Here is an 18,917-nt window from a genome sequence, read left to right on the forward strand (position 1 = left end):
ACAGTTTTTTTCGCTGCTGGTTTCGCTGCGGCTTTCTTTGCAGTCGCCTTAGCTTTTTTCGCGCCGACTGGCTCGTCTGGAGACGGTTGTGGTGCTGTTGCCATGGTGTTTCTCCTTCAATCGAGATGGAAAAAATCAGATAAAAGTAAAATCCGCTCTATCCTTTCAAGCGGATTATTCATCGGCACAAACAAGATCGCTGTTTGCGCTAATGAATTCGGCACCAGCTAAGAACACTGCGCCTCCTCGATCTGAAGCAGTATCTCAGCTATGGCTCATTTTCTGATCACGAAAATGACGCCTGACACCCGCATTCCGCAGGCGTTGGTATCTGTTTACAGCACGAGCTCAAAGCCAAAAACCGCAATATCCGACCCAGCCAGATATTGCGGCACTAACAGTGTTACATCCTGTAAGCTGTAACTGTTCATTCAGTTTGATGAGGCCTCTCGAGTTTTACATCTCGTGCAAACCATGAGCATTCCATTTCAGAATCCAGAGGCGCAGTACATGTCTGCTGCTATTCCCAATTCAGGGCTCCGCCAGTCTGATACTCAATGACGCGTGTTTCAAAAAAGTTGCGCTCTTTTTTCAGGTCGATCATTTCGCTCATCCATGGGAAGGGATTTTCTTCCTGCGGGAATAGCTGATCAAGACCAATCTGCTGTGCCCGACGATTTGCGATAAAGCGCAAATATCCTTTGAACATTGGCGCATTTAATCCGAGCACTCCACGCGGCATTGTATCCTCTGCGTAGCGATATTCCAACTCCACCGCACGCAAAAACAACGATTTAATTTCGTCGCGAAATGCAGGAGTCCACAAATGCGGATTTTCCATCTTAATCGTATTGATCAGATCGATCCCGAAATTGCAGTGCATCGATTCGTCGCGCAAAATGTACTGGTACTGTTCAGCCGCACCCATCATTTTATTCTGCCGGCCTAATGCCAGAATCTGCGTGAAGCCAACGTAGAAAAACAGTCCCTCCATCAGGCACGCGAACACGATCAGCGAACGCAGCAAAGTCTGGTCGGCTTCGGTCGTGCCGGTCTTGAATTCAGGATTCGTCAGCACGTCAATGAAAGGAATCAGGAACTGGTCTTTGTCGCGGATGGATTCGATCTCGTTATACGCGTTGAAGATTTCACCTTCATCCAGACCCAGCGATTCGACGATGTACTGATAGGCATGTGTATGAATTGCTTCCTCGAACGCCTGGCGCAATAAGTACTGACGGCATTCCGGCGCAGTGATGTGGCGATAGGTGCCGAGCACGATATTGTTGGCAGCCAGCGAATCAGCCGTGACAAAGAAACCGAGGTTGCGCTTGACCAGACGACGTTCGTCTTCAGACAGACCGTTCGGATTTTTCCACAGCTCAATATCGCGCTGCATATTAATTTCCTGCGGCATCCAGTGATTGGCGCAACCGGCCAGATATTTATCCCATGCCCATTTGTATTTGAAGGGCACCAGCTGGTTAACGTCGGTCTGGCCGTTGATGATACGTTTGTCGGCAGCGTTCACGCGGCGTGCGGTATCTTCGGCACTGACTGCATGCGGCTGGCTGATGACCGCAGGATTGAGCGCCACTTCCGGCATCTGCAAGCCAGGTGCAACTGGCAAAGGTTGTACCGGCGCCTGTCTGGTGGTGCTGGACGTTTCTTCATCATCCCAGGATAACATTTCTTAATTCCTTACAAAAAAGCGCTTCGATATCCATATCAGATCAAAGCGCAAAAACAGTTTATCTGCTGCAATCATTGATACGGGATAGCCGCATGGCAGGCTATCCCGTATAGCGAATATGAATGCGGGGTCTTATTGACAGGCTTCACATTCTTCAAAACCAGGGTCACCCGGACGCAGGTAACAAGCTGCACCATCTGCTTCCGCCGCCACTGCCGGCACAGGTGTCGCTGCGGGAGCCGCATTAAAGGCGCCGCTGCCGCCATCCACCGCCACCGCATTCAGGGCACCGGTCTTGGTTGTCGATTTTTCGGTATGTGTTGCACCGATCGTACGCAGGTAGTAGGTGGTTTTCAGACCACGCAACCAGGCCAGTTTGTAGGTTTCATCGAGTTTTTTACCCGATGCGCCCGCCATGTAGATATTCAGGGATTGCGCCTGGTCTATCCATTTCTGACGCCGCGCAGCGGCCTCCACCAGCCAGGAAGGGCTGACTTCAAAAGCGGTGGCATACAGGTCACGCAGATCTTGCGGAATGCGGTCAATGCGGGACAGGCTGCCATCAAAGTATTTAAGATCGGCAATCATGACCTCATCCCACAGGCCACGCAGTTTCAGGTCGCGCACCAGATATTCATTGATTTCTGTAAACTCACCCGACAGGTTCGACTTCACATACAGGTTCTGATAAGTCGGTTCGATACAGGCTGATACGCCGATGATGTTAGAAATCGTCGCGGTCGGCGCAATGGCCACGCAGTTCGAGTTGCGCATGCCGAATTGCTTGATGCGGTTACGCACCACGCTCCAGTCCATCATTTCGGAGAAATCTGCTTCCAGATAACCGCCGCGCTCTTCCGCCAGCATTTTCAGCGAATCCTGCGGCAGGATGCCACGATCCCATAAGGATCCTTGGTAGGAGCTGTAAGTGCCACGCTCTTCCGCCAGCTCAGTCGATGCCAGGTAAGCGTAATAGCAAACGGCTTCCATCGATGTATCAGCAAACTGCACCGCTTCATTCGAGGCATATGGCATACGCATGATGTGCAGGCAATCCTGGAAACCCATGATACCCATGCCGACCGGACGGTGGCGCAGATTCGACTGACGCGCCTTTTCTACGGCATAGTAGTTAATGTCAATGACGTTATCCAGCATGCGCATCGCTGTGCGGATGGTTTTCTGCAGTTTGACATGATCCAGCTGACCATTTTTCATGTGCGCAGGCAAATTCACGGAACCCAGGTTACAGACAGCGATTTCGCTTTCATTCGTGTTCAGTGTGATTTCAGTACACAGATTGGAGGAATGCACCACGCCGACATGCTGTTGCGGTGAACGGATATTGCATGGATCTTTGAATGTAATCCATGGATGACCGGTTTCAAACAACATAGACAGCATCTTGCGCCACAGATCCAGCGCCGGGATTTTTTTGAACAATCCGAGCTCGCCGGAAGCAGTTTTCGCTTCATACGCCAGATAAGCCTGCTCAAATGCTTTGCCGTATTTATCATGCAGATCAGGAACATCGGAAGGCGAGAACAGTGTCCATTCCCCTTTTTCCATCACGCGCTTCATGAACAGGTCAGGAATCCAGTTGGCCGTGTTCATATCGTGCGTACGGCGACGGTCGTCACCCGTGTTCTTGCGCAGGTCGAGGAATTCTTCGATATCCATATGCCAGGTTTCGAGATAAGCGCAGACTGCACCTTTGCGCTTACCGCCCTGATTCACCGCCACAGCCGTGTCATTCACCACCTTCAGGAAAGGCACCACGCCCTGTGACTTACCATTGGTACCTTTAATATGGGCGCCGAGCGCACGTACCGGTGTCCAGTCATTTCCCAGACCACCGGCAAATTTAGCCAGCAGTGCGTTTTCCTTCAGTGCATCATAAATACCGGCCAGATCATCGGACACGGTGGTCAGATAGCAGGAAGAAAGCTGGGAGCGCAGCGTGCCGGAATTGAACAGTGTCGGCGTCGAGCTCATGAAATCAAAGCTGGACAGCAGGTTATAAAACTCGATGGCACGGGCATTGCGATCTTTTTCTTCCAGCGCCAGCCCCATCGCCACGCGCATATAGAAAGCCTGTGGCATTTCGATGCGGGTGCCGCGCACATGCAGGAAATAGCGGTCATATAAGGTCTGCAGACCGATATAGCTGAACTGCAGATCACGGTCAGCGATGAGCGACTTCGCAAGACGATCCAGATCGAATTCGGCCAGACGCGCATCCAGCAATTCGGCAGCAATCCCTTTCTGGATAAACTGCGGGAAATAAGTGATGTATTCTGCTGCTGCGTCCTGCTGCGCCACTTCCTTACCGAAAACTTCTTTACGAACAGTATGCAGCAGCAGGCGTGAAGTCACCTGACTGTATGCAGGCTCTTTTTCCATCAGCGCACGCGCTGCCAGAATTGCCGATTTATGCAATTCCTCGACCGGTACGCCGTCATACAGGTTTTTCAGCGTTTCAGTCAGGATTGCTTCCGCATCGGCCAGCTTATCCAGACCTACGCAGGCTGCCGTAATCAGGGCGCGGACTTTTTCGATATCCAGCAGCACTTTTTCACCATCGGCCACCACGTGAATCTGCGGCAGCTTCGCCTGGGAAGCACGTTGCGCCTCCTGCGCCAGACGACGTTCTTCCTGATGTTTGGCACGATACAGCACATAAGCACGGGCGACGTCATGCTCACCGGAACGCATCAGCGCCAGCTCAACCTGATCCTGAATGTCTTCAATGTGGAAGGTGCCGCCAGCCGGCTGCCGGCGTAACAGCGCGGCCACGACAGTTGCCGTCAGCTGCTCAACCAGTTCGCGGACACGTGCCGACGCAGCACCCTGGCCGCCATTGACCGCCAGAAATGCTTTCGTCATTGCAATCGCGATTTTTGACGGTTCAAAACCAACCACGGCACCGTTACGGCGTATCACGCGGTGCTCACTGTATGTATGTGCAGACGTGCCTGACTGGGAAGCCGTGCTCAGCAAAGTACCGGGATCGGAATATGATGGCGTTGTTGTTTCAATTGAAGAGTGCATTGAGCCTCCAGAGTCGGGATTGGTGTCATTCCTGATCAGTCAGGATGACGCGCGGGTTAATTGAATATTGCGCCTAACTACTAGCCGGGTTCCCCCATTCAGAATGGCGGAAAACCTTGTCATTTCTTTGTTTTTAAGTCGGTTTCCCCTTGAATTGAAGTGCCGTTCAAGGGAAATGAAGCAAGAAAGGTAAAACCAGAAAAACCACTACATATAGTGCACAAATAACGAATGAACCTAATTCTAGTACCCGAGTTCGACAGATGCAACCGCTTTCCGTGTTATATTTTTTATTGTTTTTCACACAGGGTGATTGACTTTCAGGGATACTCAGAAATCCTTGTAAAGTGACGCAAGTGAGCACTAACAGAAAACCGGTCTGCAATACATCTGCCGGACGGCGTGTCAGAAAACAACCTGCGCTGGCAGGCTGCCATGTGATGGTGGGGTTAGGGATTGAAGGCGCAAGACTGAGGAAGGAAATCAGTCCTGAATTTTGAGCTTTTGTATCTGGTAACGCAGCTGGCGGAAACTGACGCCCAGCAAGTCCGCTGCCTGCGTCCGGTTATGGCGGGTTTTTTCCAGCGCCCGGCGAATCATCTCGCGCTCAATACTTTCCAGATAATCCGGCAGCGAGCAGGGCAATTCAGGAAACCCGAAATTTTCAGTATGTGGCGCTGCCTTTTCCCGCTCAGGCGCCGCGATGCTGGCACTGGGCACCGGAAGCGCGGGTAAACCTGGCTCCGGCATGGCGGTGACCGGTTTTCCACTTAATGCCAGGTCATCGGGCTGAATGCAGCCCTCATTTGCAAAAGCCAGCGCCCGCTCCAGAATATTTTCCAGCTCCCGGACATTGCCGGGAAAGCGATAGGCGCGTAAGGCTTCCAGCGACGCCGCCGACAAAGTCACGCTGCTTCCCGCCAGCCGCCCCAGAATTCCGGCCGCCAGCAATTCGATATCTTCCAGCCGTTCCCGCAACGGCGGCAAATGCAGCTCAATCACATTCAGCCGGTAATACAGATCCTGACGGAAACGCCCTTCTCTGACGCACTGCGCCAGATTCTGGTGTGTGGCACTGATAATACGGACATCGACCGACTCCTCCGTCGTCGCACCGACCTTACGGATACGCCGCTCCTGAATCGCACGCAGCAGCTTCACCTGCATGGCGAGCGGCAGATCCGCCACTTCGTCCAGCATCAAGGTTCCGCCGTTCGCTGCCTGAAAAAAACCTTCGCGATCATCCATCGCACCGGTAAATGCGCCCTTACGGTAGCCGAAAAATTCGGCTTCCATCAGATTTTCCGGTATCGCTCCGCAATTGACTGCAATAAAGGGCTTGCTCATGCGCGAACTGGACATGTGAATTTCCCGCGCCGCCAATTCCTTGCCGCTGCCGGATTCGCCGGTAATGATGACCGGCGCCATACTGCGCGCCAGCCGCTCTATCTGCGTCCGTACCTGCCGCATTCCGGCCGATTGCCCGATCAGCAAGGAGGCGACGACAGACTGCGTATCTTCAGTTTTTACCTGCGGCACTGCATTAATATTGAGTGCGGAATAGACCAGCTTACGCAGATGGTCGAGCGCCACTGGTTTTGAGACGTAATCAAACGCGCCGGCTTTCAGGGCATTGACTGCATTGTCTGCACTGCCAAAAGCAGTGATCACAGCCACCGGCGTATTTTTGTAACCGGCACTGATCTCAGCCACCAGCTCCATGCCTGAGCCGTCCGGCAAACGCATGTCAGTCAGAACCAGGGCATAGCTCTTATTTTGCAGCAACTGGCGCGCTTCAGCCAGATTTTCGGCACTATCGACATCCAGCCCCATCTTGATGAGCGTGATTTCGAGCAGCTCCCTCAGGTGAGCTTCATCATCCACCACCAGGATCCGCGGACAGGTCGCCACATTGATCGTCATGCATTCAGTCCAGAAAAATTAATCACAAACCGGCCGCTGGGTTCAGCATCAGCGGAATCAGTATCCACCCGGTATTCATAATCCAGCAGACAGTGGTTGTTCAGACACAGTTCACGCGCCATATACAGGCCCAGTCCGGTGCCCATGCGGGATGTTGTATAAAAAGGTTCAAACAGATGCGCCCTGACATCGTAACTGATTGCGGGGCCATCATCCTGAATATGCAGCTCCTGACGCCCGTTCACGCTGATCTGCGCATACAGACGAATGCTGCCAGGCTGACCGCTGGCATAGCGCACCGCATTCGACAACAGGTTATTCACCACTTCCATTAAATGTCCCGGATCAAAACTGATCTTGAAATCAGTGTCCTCGAAAACACGGATCAGATCAGGAGCTATCCGTCTGGTTTCCGAAAAATCCTGCACGCAATCACGCACCAGTTTCATCAGAAAATAGGGTTCGACGTCATTTTTGGCCTTACGCGACAACTTCAGGATATCTTCAATCAGCTGGTTCAGACGCGCCACATTATCATCCACAATCTTCAGCAAACGCCTGGCCTGACCAAGGTCTCCGTCTTCCTGGCCGCGATCGGCCAGATCTTCATTGAGCAAGGACGCGGCGTATGAAATCGAAGACAGCGGATTCCTGACTTCGTGCGCAATACTCGCCGTCAGGCGTCCCATGGATGCCAGTTTTAACTGCTGTGCCTGGTTTTCAATATCCGACACATCCTGCATGAAAATGACGGTGTAATTATGTCCGCTCGTCTGCAAGCCGGTAACTGCCGTGTCAGTCACGATCATAAACCGCAGCTTCAGGTGCGTCACGAAATGAGGATGATCAATGCGGCCCGGCAGGCTGGCAATGTCTCCCTCGGGACGCAAACCGGCCCTTGTTTCATCCAGATAGCAGGGGATGGATACGAAAGAAATATCCCCTTCCGGATTATTCACGGTCCGCGCGTTCTGATGCAGCTCCATGCTCATTAGCACATCCGCCATAGGACGCAGTGCAATGATATCGGTCAGCCGCGTGCCGATCATGGACTTGTCCAGATGCCCCCCGAGCATGCGTTCTGCGGCCGGATTAATCTCAAACACACAGCGATGCTGGTCAAGCACCAGAATCCCGTCATCCATATCATTAATAACCAGATGATTGATCGCCTGCTGTAATGCCAGCTCATTGCCGCGCTGCAACGCCAGTTGTTCCTGCCGGATCAGGTTGCTGGCGAGCCGGTTCACCACGTAGACCACGGCAAAATAGGAAGCGCCGAACAGCCCCGCCTGCGACACCAGATTTCCGTCGCTCTGTTCCAGCAGGCGGTAACTGGCTTCCAGCAGCATCAGCAGGCTGACTACCGCACAAAAAAAGAATGCCCATAGCAAGGGCGCCAGAATCGAAACACCCGCCAGAGGAAACAGGAACAGGATATGCAAACCGCCCTTGCCGCCGCCAGACCCGATATACAGCAAGGAGATGATCAGGATATCAATCGCAATCTGCGATAACAGTTGCAGGATGAAATGCCGGGTATGCACCAGTTTCAATACTGCAAAACCGATGCTCAGGAACAGATAAACGATGCAGATGTCGCGAGCAAACAAATGGGAATAAACCCAGATATCTTTGGTGCTGCGCAGATTCAGCAACAGCAGCAGACTGATCGCGACCATCACCCGCGAAATGTTCAGGGTCTGCAGCGAACGCCAGAATGAAGGGCTGGGGTCAGGGAAAGTGGAGAGTGGAATCAACATGGCAACTGATGGCGCACTGCATCAGTGCAGGTCAGCATGGGCTGTCGAGCAAAAGGTCTGCTGCCCGCGGATCACCGCTTCAGACGCCGGCAGGTAGATCTGGCAATGCGCGCAGCAGACCATGGTCTCGGCGTCTCCCGCAGCAGACGGTGCAACAGGCGGCGGCACATCCTGCGCCACCGGCCGGGCTTTTTTACGGATGGCAAGAATCACCAGCAGCCCAAAAACCAGCCAGATCAGCAATCTCATGTCAGGCTCCTGTGCAACAGAACTTCCAGCACAAAACGGCTGCCGACATACGCCAGCAGCAAGGTCAGGAATCCGGTCAGGGTAAAGTTCAGTACGGTCCTGCCGCGCCAGCCGCGCCAGTGACGGCCTGCCAGCAAAATGGCAAACAGCAGCCAGGACAGCAAAGACAGAATGGTCTTGTGATCCCATTTAAATGCGACCCCCAGCACCTGCTCAGAGAACACCACGCCCGACAAGACGGTCAGCGTCAGCAGGATAAATCCCAGCGTAATCATATGAAACAGGACTTTTTCCATCGTCATCAGTGCCGGCAGCTTGTCGATTACCGCATTCAGCCAGGGCCGGGTCTGCGACTGCAATTTGTGCAGATGCTTATCCTGCAGGCTCATGATGACCGCATGAAAGGCCGCGATCGTCAGCGTGCTGTAGGCCAGCAGCGCAACCGCAACATGCCATGGGAACATGGTCGTCTTACCGGTCAAGGCAATCATATTTCCGGGGAAAATCGCCGGTAACACCACAACAGCGACCGCTGGCGGAAAAATAAAAAATTTCAGCCCGTCCAGCGCGACATTCCGGTTCTCTACTAAGTAAACAGAAACCGTGACCCAGAGCGCAGCGGACAACATCACAGCAAAGCCGACCCGCAATGCATCGCCAGCCAGCAAGGCCTGCCACAGCGATACGCCGTGCAACAGCCAGGCCAGCATACCAGCGCTGGCAGCCAGACGGCGGCGTGTCAGCGGAATCGCCAGTGCAGCCAGATACATCAGTGCTGCCAGAAAAGATAAATAGATTTGCATCTGTTGAGTTTACACCATGTTGTTGCGATTGTTGATGATGAGAAGCCTGTGCAGAAGGCGACAAAAATCAAATACCGGCAGGATTTCTGGTCAGTGAGGAAAATATTTTCATTTATACAACAAAAATTCATGCGCCGGGCTTGCTGTTGTCATTGAACTTTTTTTGATTTTTTAACACTAAGCTGCTTGCGCTCACGCCATGCTGGGCGCACCAAGGGATAGTATTAATCGATTTTTATCACTTTTCTAGAATAAAACGATGAAAAAGACACTTATAACACTGGCCGTTCTCAGCACAGCGTCCGTCGCTTATGCCGACGAGGGGATGTGGATGCCTCAGCAATTGCCGCAAGTGGCAAAAGAACTGAAAGCAGCAGGTCTGAAACTGGACCCGAACACCCTGACCAAGCTGACCGAATTCCCGATGGGCGCGATTGTCAGCCTGGGCGGCTGCTCCGCCTCATTCGTCTCGCCGCAGGGTCTGGTTGCCACCAACCACCACTGCGTCTATGGCAGCGTTGCCTACAATTCCAAGCCGGAACGTAATCTGCTGGCCAATGGCTTTCTCGCCAACTCACTGGAAGAGGAATTGCCGGCGGCACCCGGCTCACGCATTTTCGTGACCAAAGAAGTCACCAACGTGTCTGACAAAATCATCGATAAAGAGGTCGCCAGACTGACTGGCAAGAAGCGCGTTGACGCGATTGAAAAAAATTCCAAGGCGCTGGTTGCTGAATGTGAAAAAGATGCCGGTCACCGTTGCAATGTGTATCCATACTACGGCGGGCTTGAGTTTTACATGATCAAGCAAATGGAAATCCGCGACGTGCGCCTGGTGCATGCTCCGGCTGAAGGTGTTGGCAAATTCGGCGGCGACACCGATAACTGGATGTGGCCGCGCCATACCGGCGACTACGGCTTCTATCGCGCCTACGTCAGCAAAGACGGCAAAGCCGCAGACTACAGCAAGGACAACGTCCCTTACGTTCCCAAACACTACCTGAAACTGGCGAAAGATGGCCTGAAAGAAGGTGATTTCGTCATGGTGCTGGGCTATCCTGGCCGCACCAACCGCCACCGCCTGCCATCGGAAGTCGCTTATACGTTCGACTGGAATTACCCGGCATTCGTCAAAGCCTCCGGCGAAGCGCTGGCGATCATTGCCAAAGAAACCGCCGACAGTCCGGATGCCAAACTGAAATACGCCAGCCAGGTGGCAGGCATCAACAATTACTACAAAAACCGTCAGGGCATGCTCGACAGTTATGCGGGCAGCGATTTCCTAGCACGCAAGACCAAGGAACATGAAGAACTGAAGACATGGATCAACAGCAATCCGGCACGTGCCAAAGAATTCGGTGACGATATTGTCCAGGTTGAAAAGCTGATCGCAGAACGCGATGCGAAGGATAAACATGACTTCTTCCTCGAACGCTCTTTCCCGCGTCTGCTGTCGACTGCGCGTGCGTTGTACCGCCTGGCGAATGAAAGCGCCAAGCCGGATGCAGAACGCAAAGCCGGTTTCCAGGTACGCGACCTGCCTCGCTTCAAGGCCGGCGTGGAAGCAGTTGAGCGCAACTACGTCGAAAACGTCGACAAGGCACTGGTGCTGAACAGCCTCAAACAATACGCTGCGCAGCCGACCAAAGACCGGAATGTCGATTTTGACAGCATCATGGGTATCAAGGACGGCATGAGCGAAGCCGATCTGAAAGCCTTGCTGGATAAAATGTACGCTGGCAGCAAGCTGGCTGACAAAGCCAGCCGTGCCGCCTGGTTATCCGCCAAACCGGAGGATTTCAAAGCCAGCGACGACAGCTTTATCAAAGCTGCGGTAGCAATGTATCCAGTCAGCATGAAGCGTGAAGCGGAAGATGAAGAACTGGCAGGTAAAATCCAGCAGTCTTACGCCAACTACATGAAAGCGAAAATTGCTTACATGAAGAGCAAAGGGCAAGCTGTTTATCCTGATGCCAACAGCACCCTGCGCGTGACTTTCGGTAAAGTGGCCGGACGCGACCACGGTACCGCTGACGGTCTGGCATGGACGGCATTTACCACAGTCAACGGCATTCCGCCGAAAGCCACCGGTCAGGGTGAATTCAATGCGCCTGCGGCACAGCTGGCAGCGATCAAGGCCAAGGACTTCGGCAAATACGTCGATCCGCATCTGAAAGCCGTGCCGGTCGCGTATCTGGCGACACTCGACATTACCGGCGGTAATTCCGGTTCTGCAGCACTCAATGCCAAGGGCGAACTGATTGGCCTGGCATTTGACGGTACGCTCGATTCCATCATTTCCGACTGGGATTACAACAAGGCCAACACCCGCTCGATTCAGGTGGATCTGCGCTACATGCTGTGGCAGATGAAACACGTTGATAAAGCAGATCGTCTGATCAAGGAAATGGGCGCAGAATAAACGCTTCCATCCCCCGAAAAAGCCTGACCATCGTGTCAGGCTTTTTTTATTACCTGCAGCCATCGGCTCAATGCGTGTGACGGCGCGCACCGTGCAACTGCTGCAGCAAAGCGGCATCCAGCTGCGTGCTGCGCAAGACCGAGCCGCCATGCGCACTGACGTAATCTCCGGCTGCCGCCAGATCGGAAAAAGCAGGCAGATTACCTGCCCGCATCGGCCCCGGCGTATCTGAACCGCGCACGTACCAGGCGCTGGCTGCAGCCAGCCATGTCCCTTGACGCAGGTCACGCACATAGGCAACGGCGACCTCGCTCTGCTGGCGGCCACGACTATAACGCCCGACATCCTGCAAATACACGAAGAGCGTCAGCGGCGAATCAAAAAACTGCGCATCGCCATTCCGGAAAATCAATTGCGCCGCCCATGTCCCGGTTTTGGCAGGATACATGCCGCAAACCGGGCAACGCGCATCGGGCGGCACCGGGCGGGCTGCATACATGCTCAAGCCGGATGCCGGATCAAACGGCTGCGGTGGCGCCACCACGCAGATCTCACCGCTCAGCACAGGTCCTGTGTTCACTTCATGCGTCTGCAACGGTAACAGGTGCACCAGACTGCCGGGCATCCACTGAAGACTGGCAAGTACAGACAAGCCTGCACAGGCGCCCCATACCCATCTCCACGCCACCAGCTTCACACGGTCAGTCAGCATGATTTTTTCTCCGTTTTTTATTGCAGGGTATCGCAGCCGGTACGTCTGCTACATCTTGCTGTCGTGCAGCGCACCGCCGCTCAGATCGACCATCTCAGCGCGGATATCGGCATAACGCAACAGCCGGCCGCCCCACTGGGTTGCAAACTGGCTGGCAGCACTCTCCTGTGAAAAACTCGCAATCGTTGTTCCCATTGATCCGCGCCGCCGGCTGCCAAATACGTAGTAAGCGGCATTCGCATCAATCCAGTTTCCCTGCGGTTGCTCCCAGTCCGCCTTACCCATATCCTGCACATAAACTGCCTGCACTTTCCTGACCTGCTCCGGCGCCAGCAGGGTATGAAACAGTTCAACGGTATCGCAAAAAAATACCGGATTATTCTGTCCCGCATAAAACACCTGCGCCTTGGGACCGGGAAAGTCCGACAGCAACATACCGTCCAGATCGCAGGTGGTGCGCGGATCGATCTCCAGCGGCGTCACGGACTGCTCTATTTTTTTCTCTCCGCATCCTTGCAGGATTCCCAGCATCACCGCCGTCAGCAGTACGGCGCGTCGTTTGTGATTGATTGCATTCATGATGTTCCTTATTTAAATCTCCAGCGCGCGACTGCCAGCGGCAGCACGATCCAGCCCAGCATGACCGTCGTCAGCAGCCAGGGCTGCGCCAGCATGGCCGGAACAATGCTGTTCAGGCCATACAGCCCGCGCATGTCTTCCAGCGAAAATACATTCAGGATGCGAAATACATCTGCCGGATTAAGCAGCAGCAGATAAGCAAAAATATCACCGCCGTATGCGCCGCCGGTGGCCACCAGCCCGCCCAGCAATAACAGATCAAACACCAGCACGAAGAAAAACCACAGCGCAATCGCCAGGCCTGAAGCGCGAGTCCGCTCGCGGGCCAGCACCGAGACGCAGACCGCCAGGCTGAGAAACACCAGCCCCAGCAAAACTGATGTCAGGACAAAGCCGAGATAGTGATACAAACCACCCCAGGAAAACTGCTGGAACAGCAGGACAGCGACCAGCGCAAATCCGCTGCAGGTCGACAGGCTGAGTGCCGCAGCCAGGCCGAGATATTTGCCTAACAGGATTTCGAGACGGGTAATCGGCAATGCCAGCAGCAGGTCGAGCGAACCGCGCTCACGCTCACCGACAATGGCATCGAACCCCAGCAGCAAGGCAATCAGCGGGATCAGATAAATCACCAGACTGACCAGACTTGCAATCGTGAATTCAATCGAGCGCAGGCCGATCTGCCCTTGTTGCGCACCGCCGAAATAAGTGATCACCAGCGAAAAAACGGTAAATACCAATGCAACTGCCAGCACCCAGCGGTTGCGGATACGGTCGCGGAATTCCTTGAACGCGAGGGTCAGAATTTGAGCAATTTCCATCTTCCTGTCCCTTAGTCCGACAAACCAAAAAAAACATCTTCAAGCGATGATTCACGCACACTCAGATCAGTCAAATCCGATCCCAGCGTCATCAGCGCAGCCAGCGCAGCCATTTTGTCGGCGCGCGGACAGCTCAGCTGCCAGCTACCGCTATCGTCCTGCGCACTCCACCTTACCTGCGGCAAATGCGCAGTCAGTTGTGCGGCGCGCTGGCCTATGTGCGCGCTGCAACGGATTTCCAGATGCAGCGGCATCTGCATCTGCTCGCGCAGATGCTGGACCGTGCCGCTGGCCTGAATTTTTCCGCCTGCCATGATCGCCAGACGATCAACCCTTTCCTGCAGTTCGGCCAGGATATGAGAAGTAATGATGATGCTGACGCCCTGATCGCGCAGCGTATGCAGGGTTGCGTAAAAATCACGGATCGCCTGTGGGTCAAGACCATTGGTCGGCTCATCGAGAAACAACAACCGTGGTGTTCCCAGCAAAGCCTGCGCAAATCCCAGACGTTGCCGCATACCTTTGGAATAATCGCGCACCGGTCTTTGCATCGCCTGCGCCAGCCCGACCCGCTCCAAGATGGTGCTGCACTGTGCCTGCGGTGCGTGTTTGAGCTGCGCAAAAAAGCGCAGCGTTTCCAGCCCGCTCAGATTGTCATAGAGCACCACATTTTCCGGCAGATAACCCAGTTGCCGCCGGGTGGCACGAAATGCCCGGCTGCTGGTTGCCGTACCGCAGATCAGCATCTGGCCTGCAGTCGGAGGAATCAGTCCGAGCATCATTTTGAACAGGGTGCTCTTGCCTGCGCCGTTATGACCGATGAGTCCGAAAATCTCACCTTGCCGGACTTCCAGATCAACACCGTCAACGGCATGCACTGCGCCGTAATGTTTTTTAATGCCGCTGGCATGAATCAGTGTGTCATCGCCGCGGGTGCCATCAGAATCAGTGGCCGGGGAAATGCTTGCCATGCCATGTACTCCATTCTTTGTGATTTGCCTGCATGTGCGGTCTGGGATCGACGATACCCGGCACCCGCAATACCGGAAACTGTTGCCCCAGCAGGCGCAGCGCCTGCAGTGCCGGACTCGCCAGCAGCAGCTTCATACCGGGATATTGCCAGGTCAGCCGGTCGACGATGTCGTTGGCTTCATAGGGCACATCGCCGATACCGTTGCCGTCACGATCCCAGCCCAGATAATTACTCCAGTAATTTCCTTCCTTGCGGCCCCAGCGTTCGTCACGGGCGCCGACGTAGCGAACCTGTTCACGATTGGCGATGAAGTCATTGTTTTCAACTGCATTGCGGGTCGAACCGGCAGAAATATGGACGCCGACAAAATTGTCCACCACCAGATTATTCCGGATGGTGGTGTACTCGACGTCATAGATAAATAAACCGCGCTGATTCCCCGCCACCACATTGTTTTCAATCACCGAATCCTGCGCGGTGCGCAACATGATGCCGTGATCGGAATTTCCCCAGGTGCGGTTGTTTCTGACCACGTTGTCGCGCACCTCCATCAGTGCCAGACCGCCACGGTTGTAGTAGCTGTCATTGTCTTCCCACAGATTAAAATTGGAATTCATGTAGTGCGTGCCATAGCGGCTGTGGTGCAGACGATTTTTCCGGAACACCGCATGGTGCGAGACATCCACATACAAAGCGTCGCGCACAAAGCTGATGTTGTTGCCGATGATCTGCGCCCCTGTCGTGTTATACAGCTGAATGCCATTGCCGCGCTGCGAGGAAGCATAGTCGCGCTTGCCAGTGATGACATTACCCTCAATGCGTACCTGATCAGATTTTTCTATCCACAACCCAAACAGGTTATAGCTCAGGTCACAATCCAGCACGGCAGCGCGGTGCGAACCCGGCCAGAGATAAATCCCGGCATTCTGATCCTTGAGACTGTCTCCCGAATCACGGACCTGCAATCCTTGCAGGGTGACGTCGGTCGCCTGTACCCGGATCGTGTCGCCGTGCAATCCGCCGCTGATGACCGGATGCTGAATTCCGCGCAGCGTCAGCGGCTTATCGATCACGAGATTTTCCTGATACAACCCGCGCTCGAGTTCCAGCACATCGCCCGCGGTTGCGCTGCGGACTGCCTGCTGAACGGATTGTCCGGCATGCACCCGGATCAGCGCAGCCTGCGCCGGGCCGCAGAGCAACGCGGCAGTCAGCAGCCAGCTGATCCGGTAATGGTATTTCATACCAGCAGCAATCCCAGTGTCTTGAGCGTCAGGAATAAGACCGCGCCAATCAGCAGATTCTTAAAGCCGACATAACTCAGCATATCCATCACGCTGGCATAGCGGTAATTAGCCTGCCACCATGGGCCGTCTTTCACATAGCGTCGCCCGGACAGACGGATCAGCACCTCATACACACTCCAGCCAAACCACCAGCCGATAATCGCTGCCGACGACAAGCGCCCCATCGCCGCCAGTAACCAGGCCAGGCTGACTGCCAGCGCCAGCGATAAACCGGCGATCTGCAAGGCCTTCTGGGATGCCCATCCTTCAGCACTCCAGGGCCAGAGATGGTCGCGCAATTCCAGCCACAGCCAGCGCAGACCGCGCGCACCAGCCTTATGCGGCGGCGCGACCGGATCGGTCGGCATGCGCGGATCGGGTCCCTGTTTTGTGCTGACGGTATTCACCGTATCGACCGATACCGGATGAATCGGAATAAAGTAGCCGTCACGGCCGATGGCAGTGATTTCCAGTCCGTCGCGCTCACGCCGTTTTCGCTCTTTGGCCAGCGGCGGACAGGCTTTGACATCGGTGTACAGCACCATGCAATCCAGGCAGTGCAGGCATTCGCGGTGATCGATCCGTCCTGCAGCATCAATCGCCAGCGAGCCGCAACCCACGGCGCAGGCTTTGCAGCTGTTGCAATCCTGTTTGCGGCGCAGGCCAAACCAGCGGAAGGTGCTCGGCATCGCCAGCGATGCGCCCAGCGGGCAGATGTATTTACAGTAAGGACGTTCAATGAACAGCGACAGCCCCAGCAAGGTGCAGACAAACAGACCATAAGGCCAGGCGCGGTGGCTGATGCCGACCAGGAATGTGGTCTTGAACGGCTCCACCTCTGCCAGCATTTCCGCCAGTCCCATCGAAAACACCGATATCGTGAGCAGACCAAAGAAAATCCCGTACTTGACCCATTTCAGCCTGTCATGCCAGACACGCGGCAGATGTCCCTGAAAGCGCTTCAGTCCGATCAGGCCACCAAGCTTGTACATGGCTTCGGATAAAGAACCGAACGGACACATCCAGCCGCAGAACAGCCCGCGTCCGAACAGGAACACGGTGACAATGATGAAAATCCAGAACAGGAAAATAAACGGATCCGTCAGAAATAAAGACCAGGTCCACTGAAACAGCAGTGCATGGAACCAGGTCAGCACCTGCGTAATCGAAGGCTGCGCCATCGCACCGAAACCGACGAAACCGATGCTCAGCGCCCAGGCACTGTATTTGAAGGCATTGACCGGCCATTTGTTCTTGTGGGTGGACAGACGGGTCAGTTTTTCCCGGAATGCATACACCACGCTGACCGCCACTAACAGCAGGGCAAACAGGGTTATCTCCAGCGCTTTGGATTTCCATACCCGCACCCAGGGTGCTGCCGCCTCTTCTATCTGTGGCCGGCCGCCTTCCAGATAACTGGCAGGCATCCAGTAAGCCGTATCGAAACTGGTAAAACTCTTGCTGCCGGTAGCGCGGTCAATACGGTTGCCGAGAAAGGAAAGTTTCCACGGATACGATGCCGAAAATCCCTTGGAGCGGATCACAAAGATCGCCGATTCCGTGTAAGCCGGCGCACCATCTGCGGCAATGCCGTACAGATTCAGATAATCCAGATCGCGGAAAGTAAACGAATCCCCACCCTGCTTCACCTGCACCCGGTCGTAGATGCCGCCGCGTACAAAACCGGAGCCTTTAAACGATTCCTTACCCGCTGTGCGTATCACGAACAGTGCATGCTCATGCGGCTTTAACTGACTGTGCAGATTATTCCAGCTGTTGTCGCCCAGGAGGCTGCGTCCGATATCAGGATGATTCAGATCGCCAAACCAGAGCTCGATGAACGGTGTGTCGCTGTGTTCCAGGCCAAGCTGTTCATTTTTCACCTGTACCTTTTGCAGCGCGCCCTCCTTCACCAGTTGTTCCCAGCTGTAATGCTGGCCGGTGACGGCATAATGCGCCGCTTCCCGCACCACCGGCGCCATGATGCCGACCTGACGCGCGACCGCCGCGCCGGAAGTCATCAGCACCTGATTCTGCGCAATCACCGTCACCGTGGCACCGGAAATCGCATCCACACCGAGCACGCCTTCATCGGCTCTGGTCTGACCGACTTCGATTTTGTCGGTGACCGATTTACCGACATATTGCTGGTTAAATTTCAGCAATGCCGATTCAGGAATACCGAGCAGCAAAATAGGCTCGGAATGTTTTAACACTTTAATGCCGGTGAAATGTCCTGTGACATCCATACCGATCAGCGTGACCACCGGCTTGCCTGAATAGGCCGGCGTATCGGTGATATCGGTCGACAGCATCACATAACCGAGTAATTTCTTTTTACCGGCCTCTGCCGTGCCGTAGGCTTCCACATACGGCGGCTGCCCCATACGGGGAGAAAAACTGCTGGCGGCCGGGAATACATCGGCACATGGCACCAGCGCGCATAAATCTTTTGCCGTATGCAGATCATCCGGCAATTTCGCTTCATAAGCCCCTGCCTGCGCCCGTGGCGCCATCATCAGCAAACTGCCCAGAAGGAAAAAAAATGCGGCCAGACGGTACGCAAAATCACGCACATCTCTGACCGCTAAGCTCTTGCAAAGTAAGTACATATTGTTCCCTGCGGAATCGGTAACGCAGCT

At 54.5% G+C, this 18,917-nt stretch carries 14 protein-coding genes; 2 read left to right on the plus strand and 12 right to left on the minus strand.

Going from position 1 to position 18,917, the window contains the following annotated elements; all coding sequences use genetic code 11:
• Positions 1-231: hypothetical protein (locus H8K27_RS09885; protein ID WP_186862999.1), on the plus strand; the 231-nt coding region annotated here is incomplete at its 5' end.
• A 289-nt stretch (positions 232-520) separates the two neighbouring features.
• On the opposite strand, the gene H8K27_RS09890 is transcribed toward H8K27_RS09885, so the two are convergent.
• The 6 genes from H8K27_RS09890 to H8K27_RS09915 all read right to left on the minus strand — a co-directional run bounded on the left by H8K27_RS09890 (position 521) and on the right by H8K27_RS09915 (position 9,482).
• Positions 521-1,690 carry a ribonucleotide-diphosphate reductase subunit beta gene (locus H8K27_RS09890; protein WP_186863000.1) on the minus strand — a complete coding sequence of 390 codons (1,170 nt, stop codon included), beginning with the start codon at positions 1,688-1,690 and terminating at the stop codon, positions 521-523.
• Between the two features lie 135 nt (positions 1,691-1,825).
• Complete coding sequence (locus tag H8K27_RS09895; protein ID WP_186863001.1) at positions 1,826-4,744, minus strand: ribonucleoside-diphosphate reductase subunit alpha; 2,919 nt, start codon at positions 4,742-4,744, stop codon at positions 1,826-1,828.
• Positions 4,745-5,227: 483 nt separating this feature from the next.
• Positions 5,228-6,667 carry a sigma-54-dependent transcriptional regulator gene (locus H8K27_RS09900; RefSeq protein ID WP_186863002.1) on the minus strand — a complete coding sequence of 480 codons (1,440 nt, stop codon included), beginning with the start codon at positions 6,665-6,667 and terminating at the stop codon, positions 5,228-5,230.
• Complete coding sequence (locus tag H8K27_RS09905; protein ID WP_186863003.1) at positions 6,664-8,430, minus strand: sensor histidine kinase; 1,767 nt, start codon at positions 8,428-8,430, stop codon at positions 6,664-6,666. Before H8K27_RS09905 ends, H8K27_RS09900 begins: the two co-directional genes overlap by 4 nt.
• Before the next feature lie 21 nt (positions 8,431-8,451).
• A complete protein-coding gene (locus tag H8K27_RS09910; protein WP_186863004.1) occupies positions 8,452-8,679 on the minus strand; it encodes a PP0621 family protein in 228 nt (75 codons plus the stop codon).
• A complete protein-coding gene (locus H8K27_RS09915; protein WP_186863005.1) occupies positions 8,676-9,482 on the minus strand; it encodes a cytochrome C assembly family protein in 807 nt (268 codons plus the stop codon). Before H8K27_RS09915 ends, H8K27_RS09910 begins: the two co-directional genes overlap by 4 nt.
• A 259-nt stretch (positions 9,483-9,741) precedes the next feature.
• On the opposite strand from H8K27_RS09915, the gene H8K27_RS09920 reads away from it, so the two are divergent.
• Positions 9,742-11,904, plus strand: coding sequence for a S46 family peptidase (locus H8K27_RS09920; RefSeq protein WP_186863006.1), 2,163 nt, complete (start codon positions 9,742-9,744; stop codon positions 11,902-11,904).
• A 67-nt stretch (positions 11,905-11,971) separates the two neighbouring features.
• On the opposite strand, the gene H8K27_RS09925 is transcribed toward H8K27_RS09920, so the two are convergent.
• From H8K27_RS09925 to H8K27_RS09950, 6 genes are read right to left on the minus strand one after another with little or no spacing between them, the layout of a single operon-like run.
• Positions 11,972-12,616, minus strand: a complete 645-nt coding sequence (locus H8K27_RS09925) for a nitrous oxide reductase accessory protein NosL (RefSeq protein ID WP_230419148.1) — start codon at positions 12,614-12,616, stop codon at positions 11,972-11,974.
• A 48-nt stretch (positions 12,617-12,664) separates the two neighbouring features.
• A complete protein-coding gene (locus H8K27_RS09930) occupies positions 12,665-13,195 on the minus strand; it encodes a nitrous oxide reductase accessory protein NosL (protein ID WP_186863007.1) in 531 nt (176 codons plus the stop codon).
• 8 nt (positions 13,196-13,203) lie between these two features.
• On the minus strand, positions 13,204-14,016 hold the full coding sequence (locus H8K27_RS09935) for an ABC transporter permease (protein WP_186863008.1): 813 nt from the start codon (positions 14,014-14,016) through the stop codon (positions 13,204-13,206).
• Between the two features lie 11 nt (positions 14,017-14,027).
• A complete protein-coding gene (locus H8K27_RS09940) occupies positions 14,028-14,987 on the minus strand; it encodes an ABC transporter ATP-binding protein (RefSeq protein ID WP_186863009.1) in 960 nt (319 codons plus the stop codon).
• A complete protein-coding gene (locus tag H8K27_RS09945) occupies positions 14,962-16,233 on the minus strand; it encodes a nitrous oxide reductase family maturation protein NosD (protein WP_186863010.1) in 1,272 nt (423 codons plus the stop codon). The genes H8K27_RS09940 and H8K27_RS09945 overlap by 26 nt, the downstream gene beginning before the upstream one ends.
• Complete coding sequence (locus H8K27_RS09950; protein WP_230419193.1) at positions 16,230-18,794, minus strand: 4Fe-4S binding protein; 2,565 nt, start codon at positions 18,792-18,794, stop codon at positions 16,230-16,232. The genes H8K27_RS09945 and H8K27_RS09950 overlap by 4 nt, the downstream gene beginning before the upstream one ends.
• Positions 18,795-18,917 lie beyond the last annotated feature (123 nt).

Origin of the sequence: Cognatundibacterium griseum, from assembly GCF_014284195.1 — a bacterium.
GTDB classification, from domain to species: domain Bacteria; phylum Pseudomonadota; class Gammaproteobacteria; order Burkholderiales; family Burkholderiaceae_D; genus Undibacterium; species Undibacterium griseum.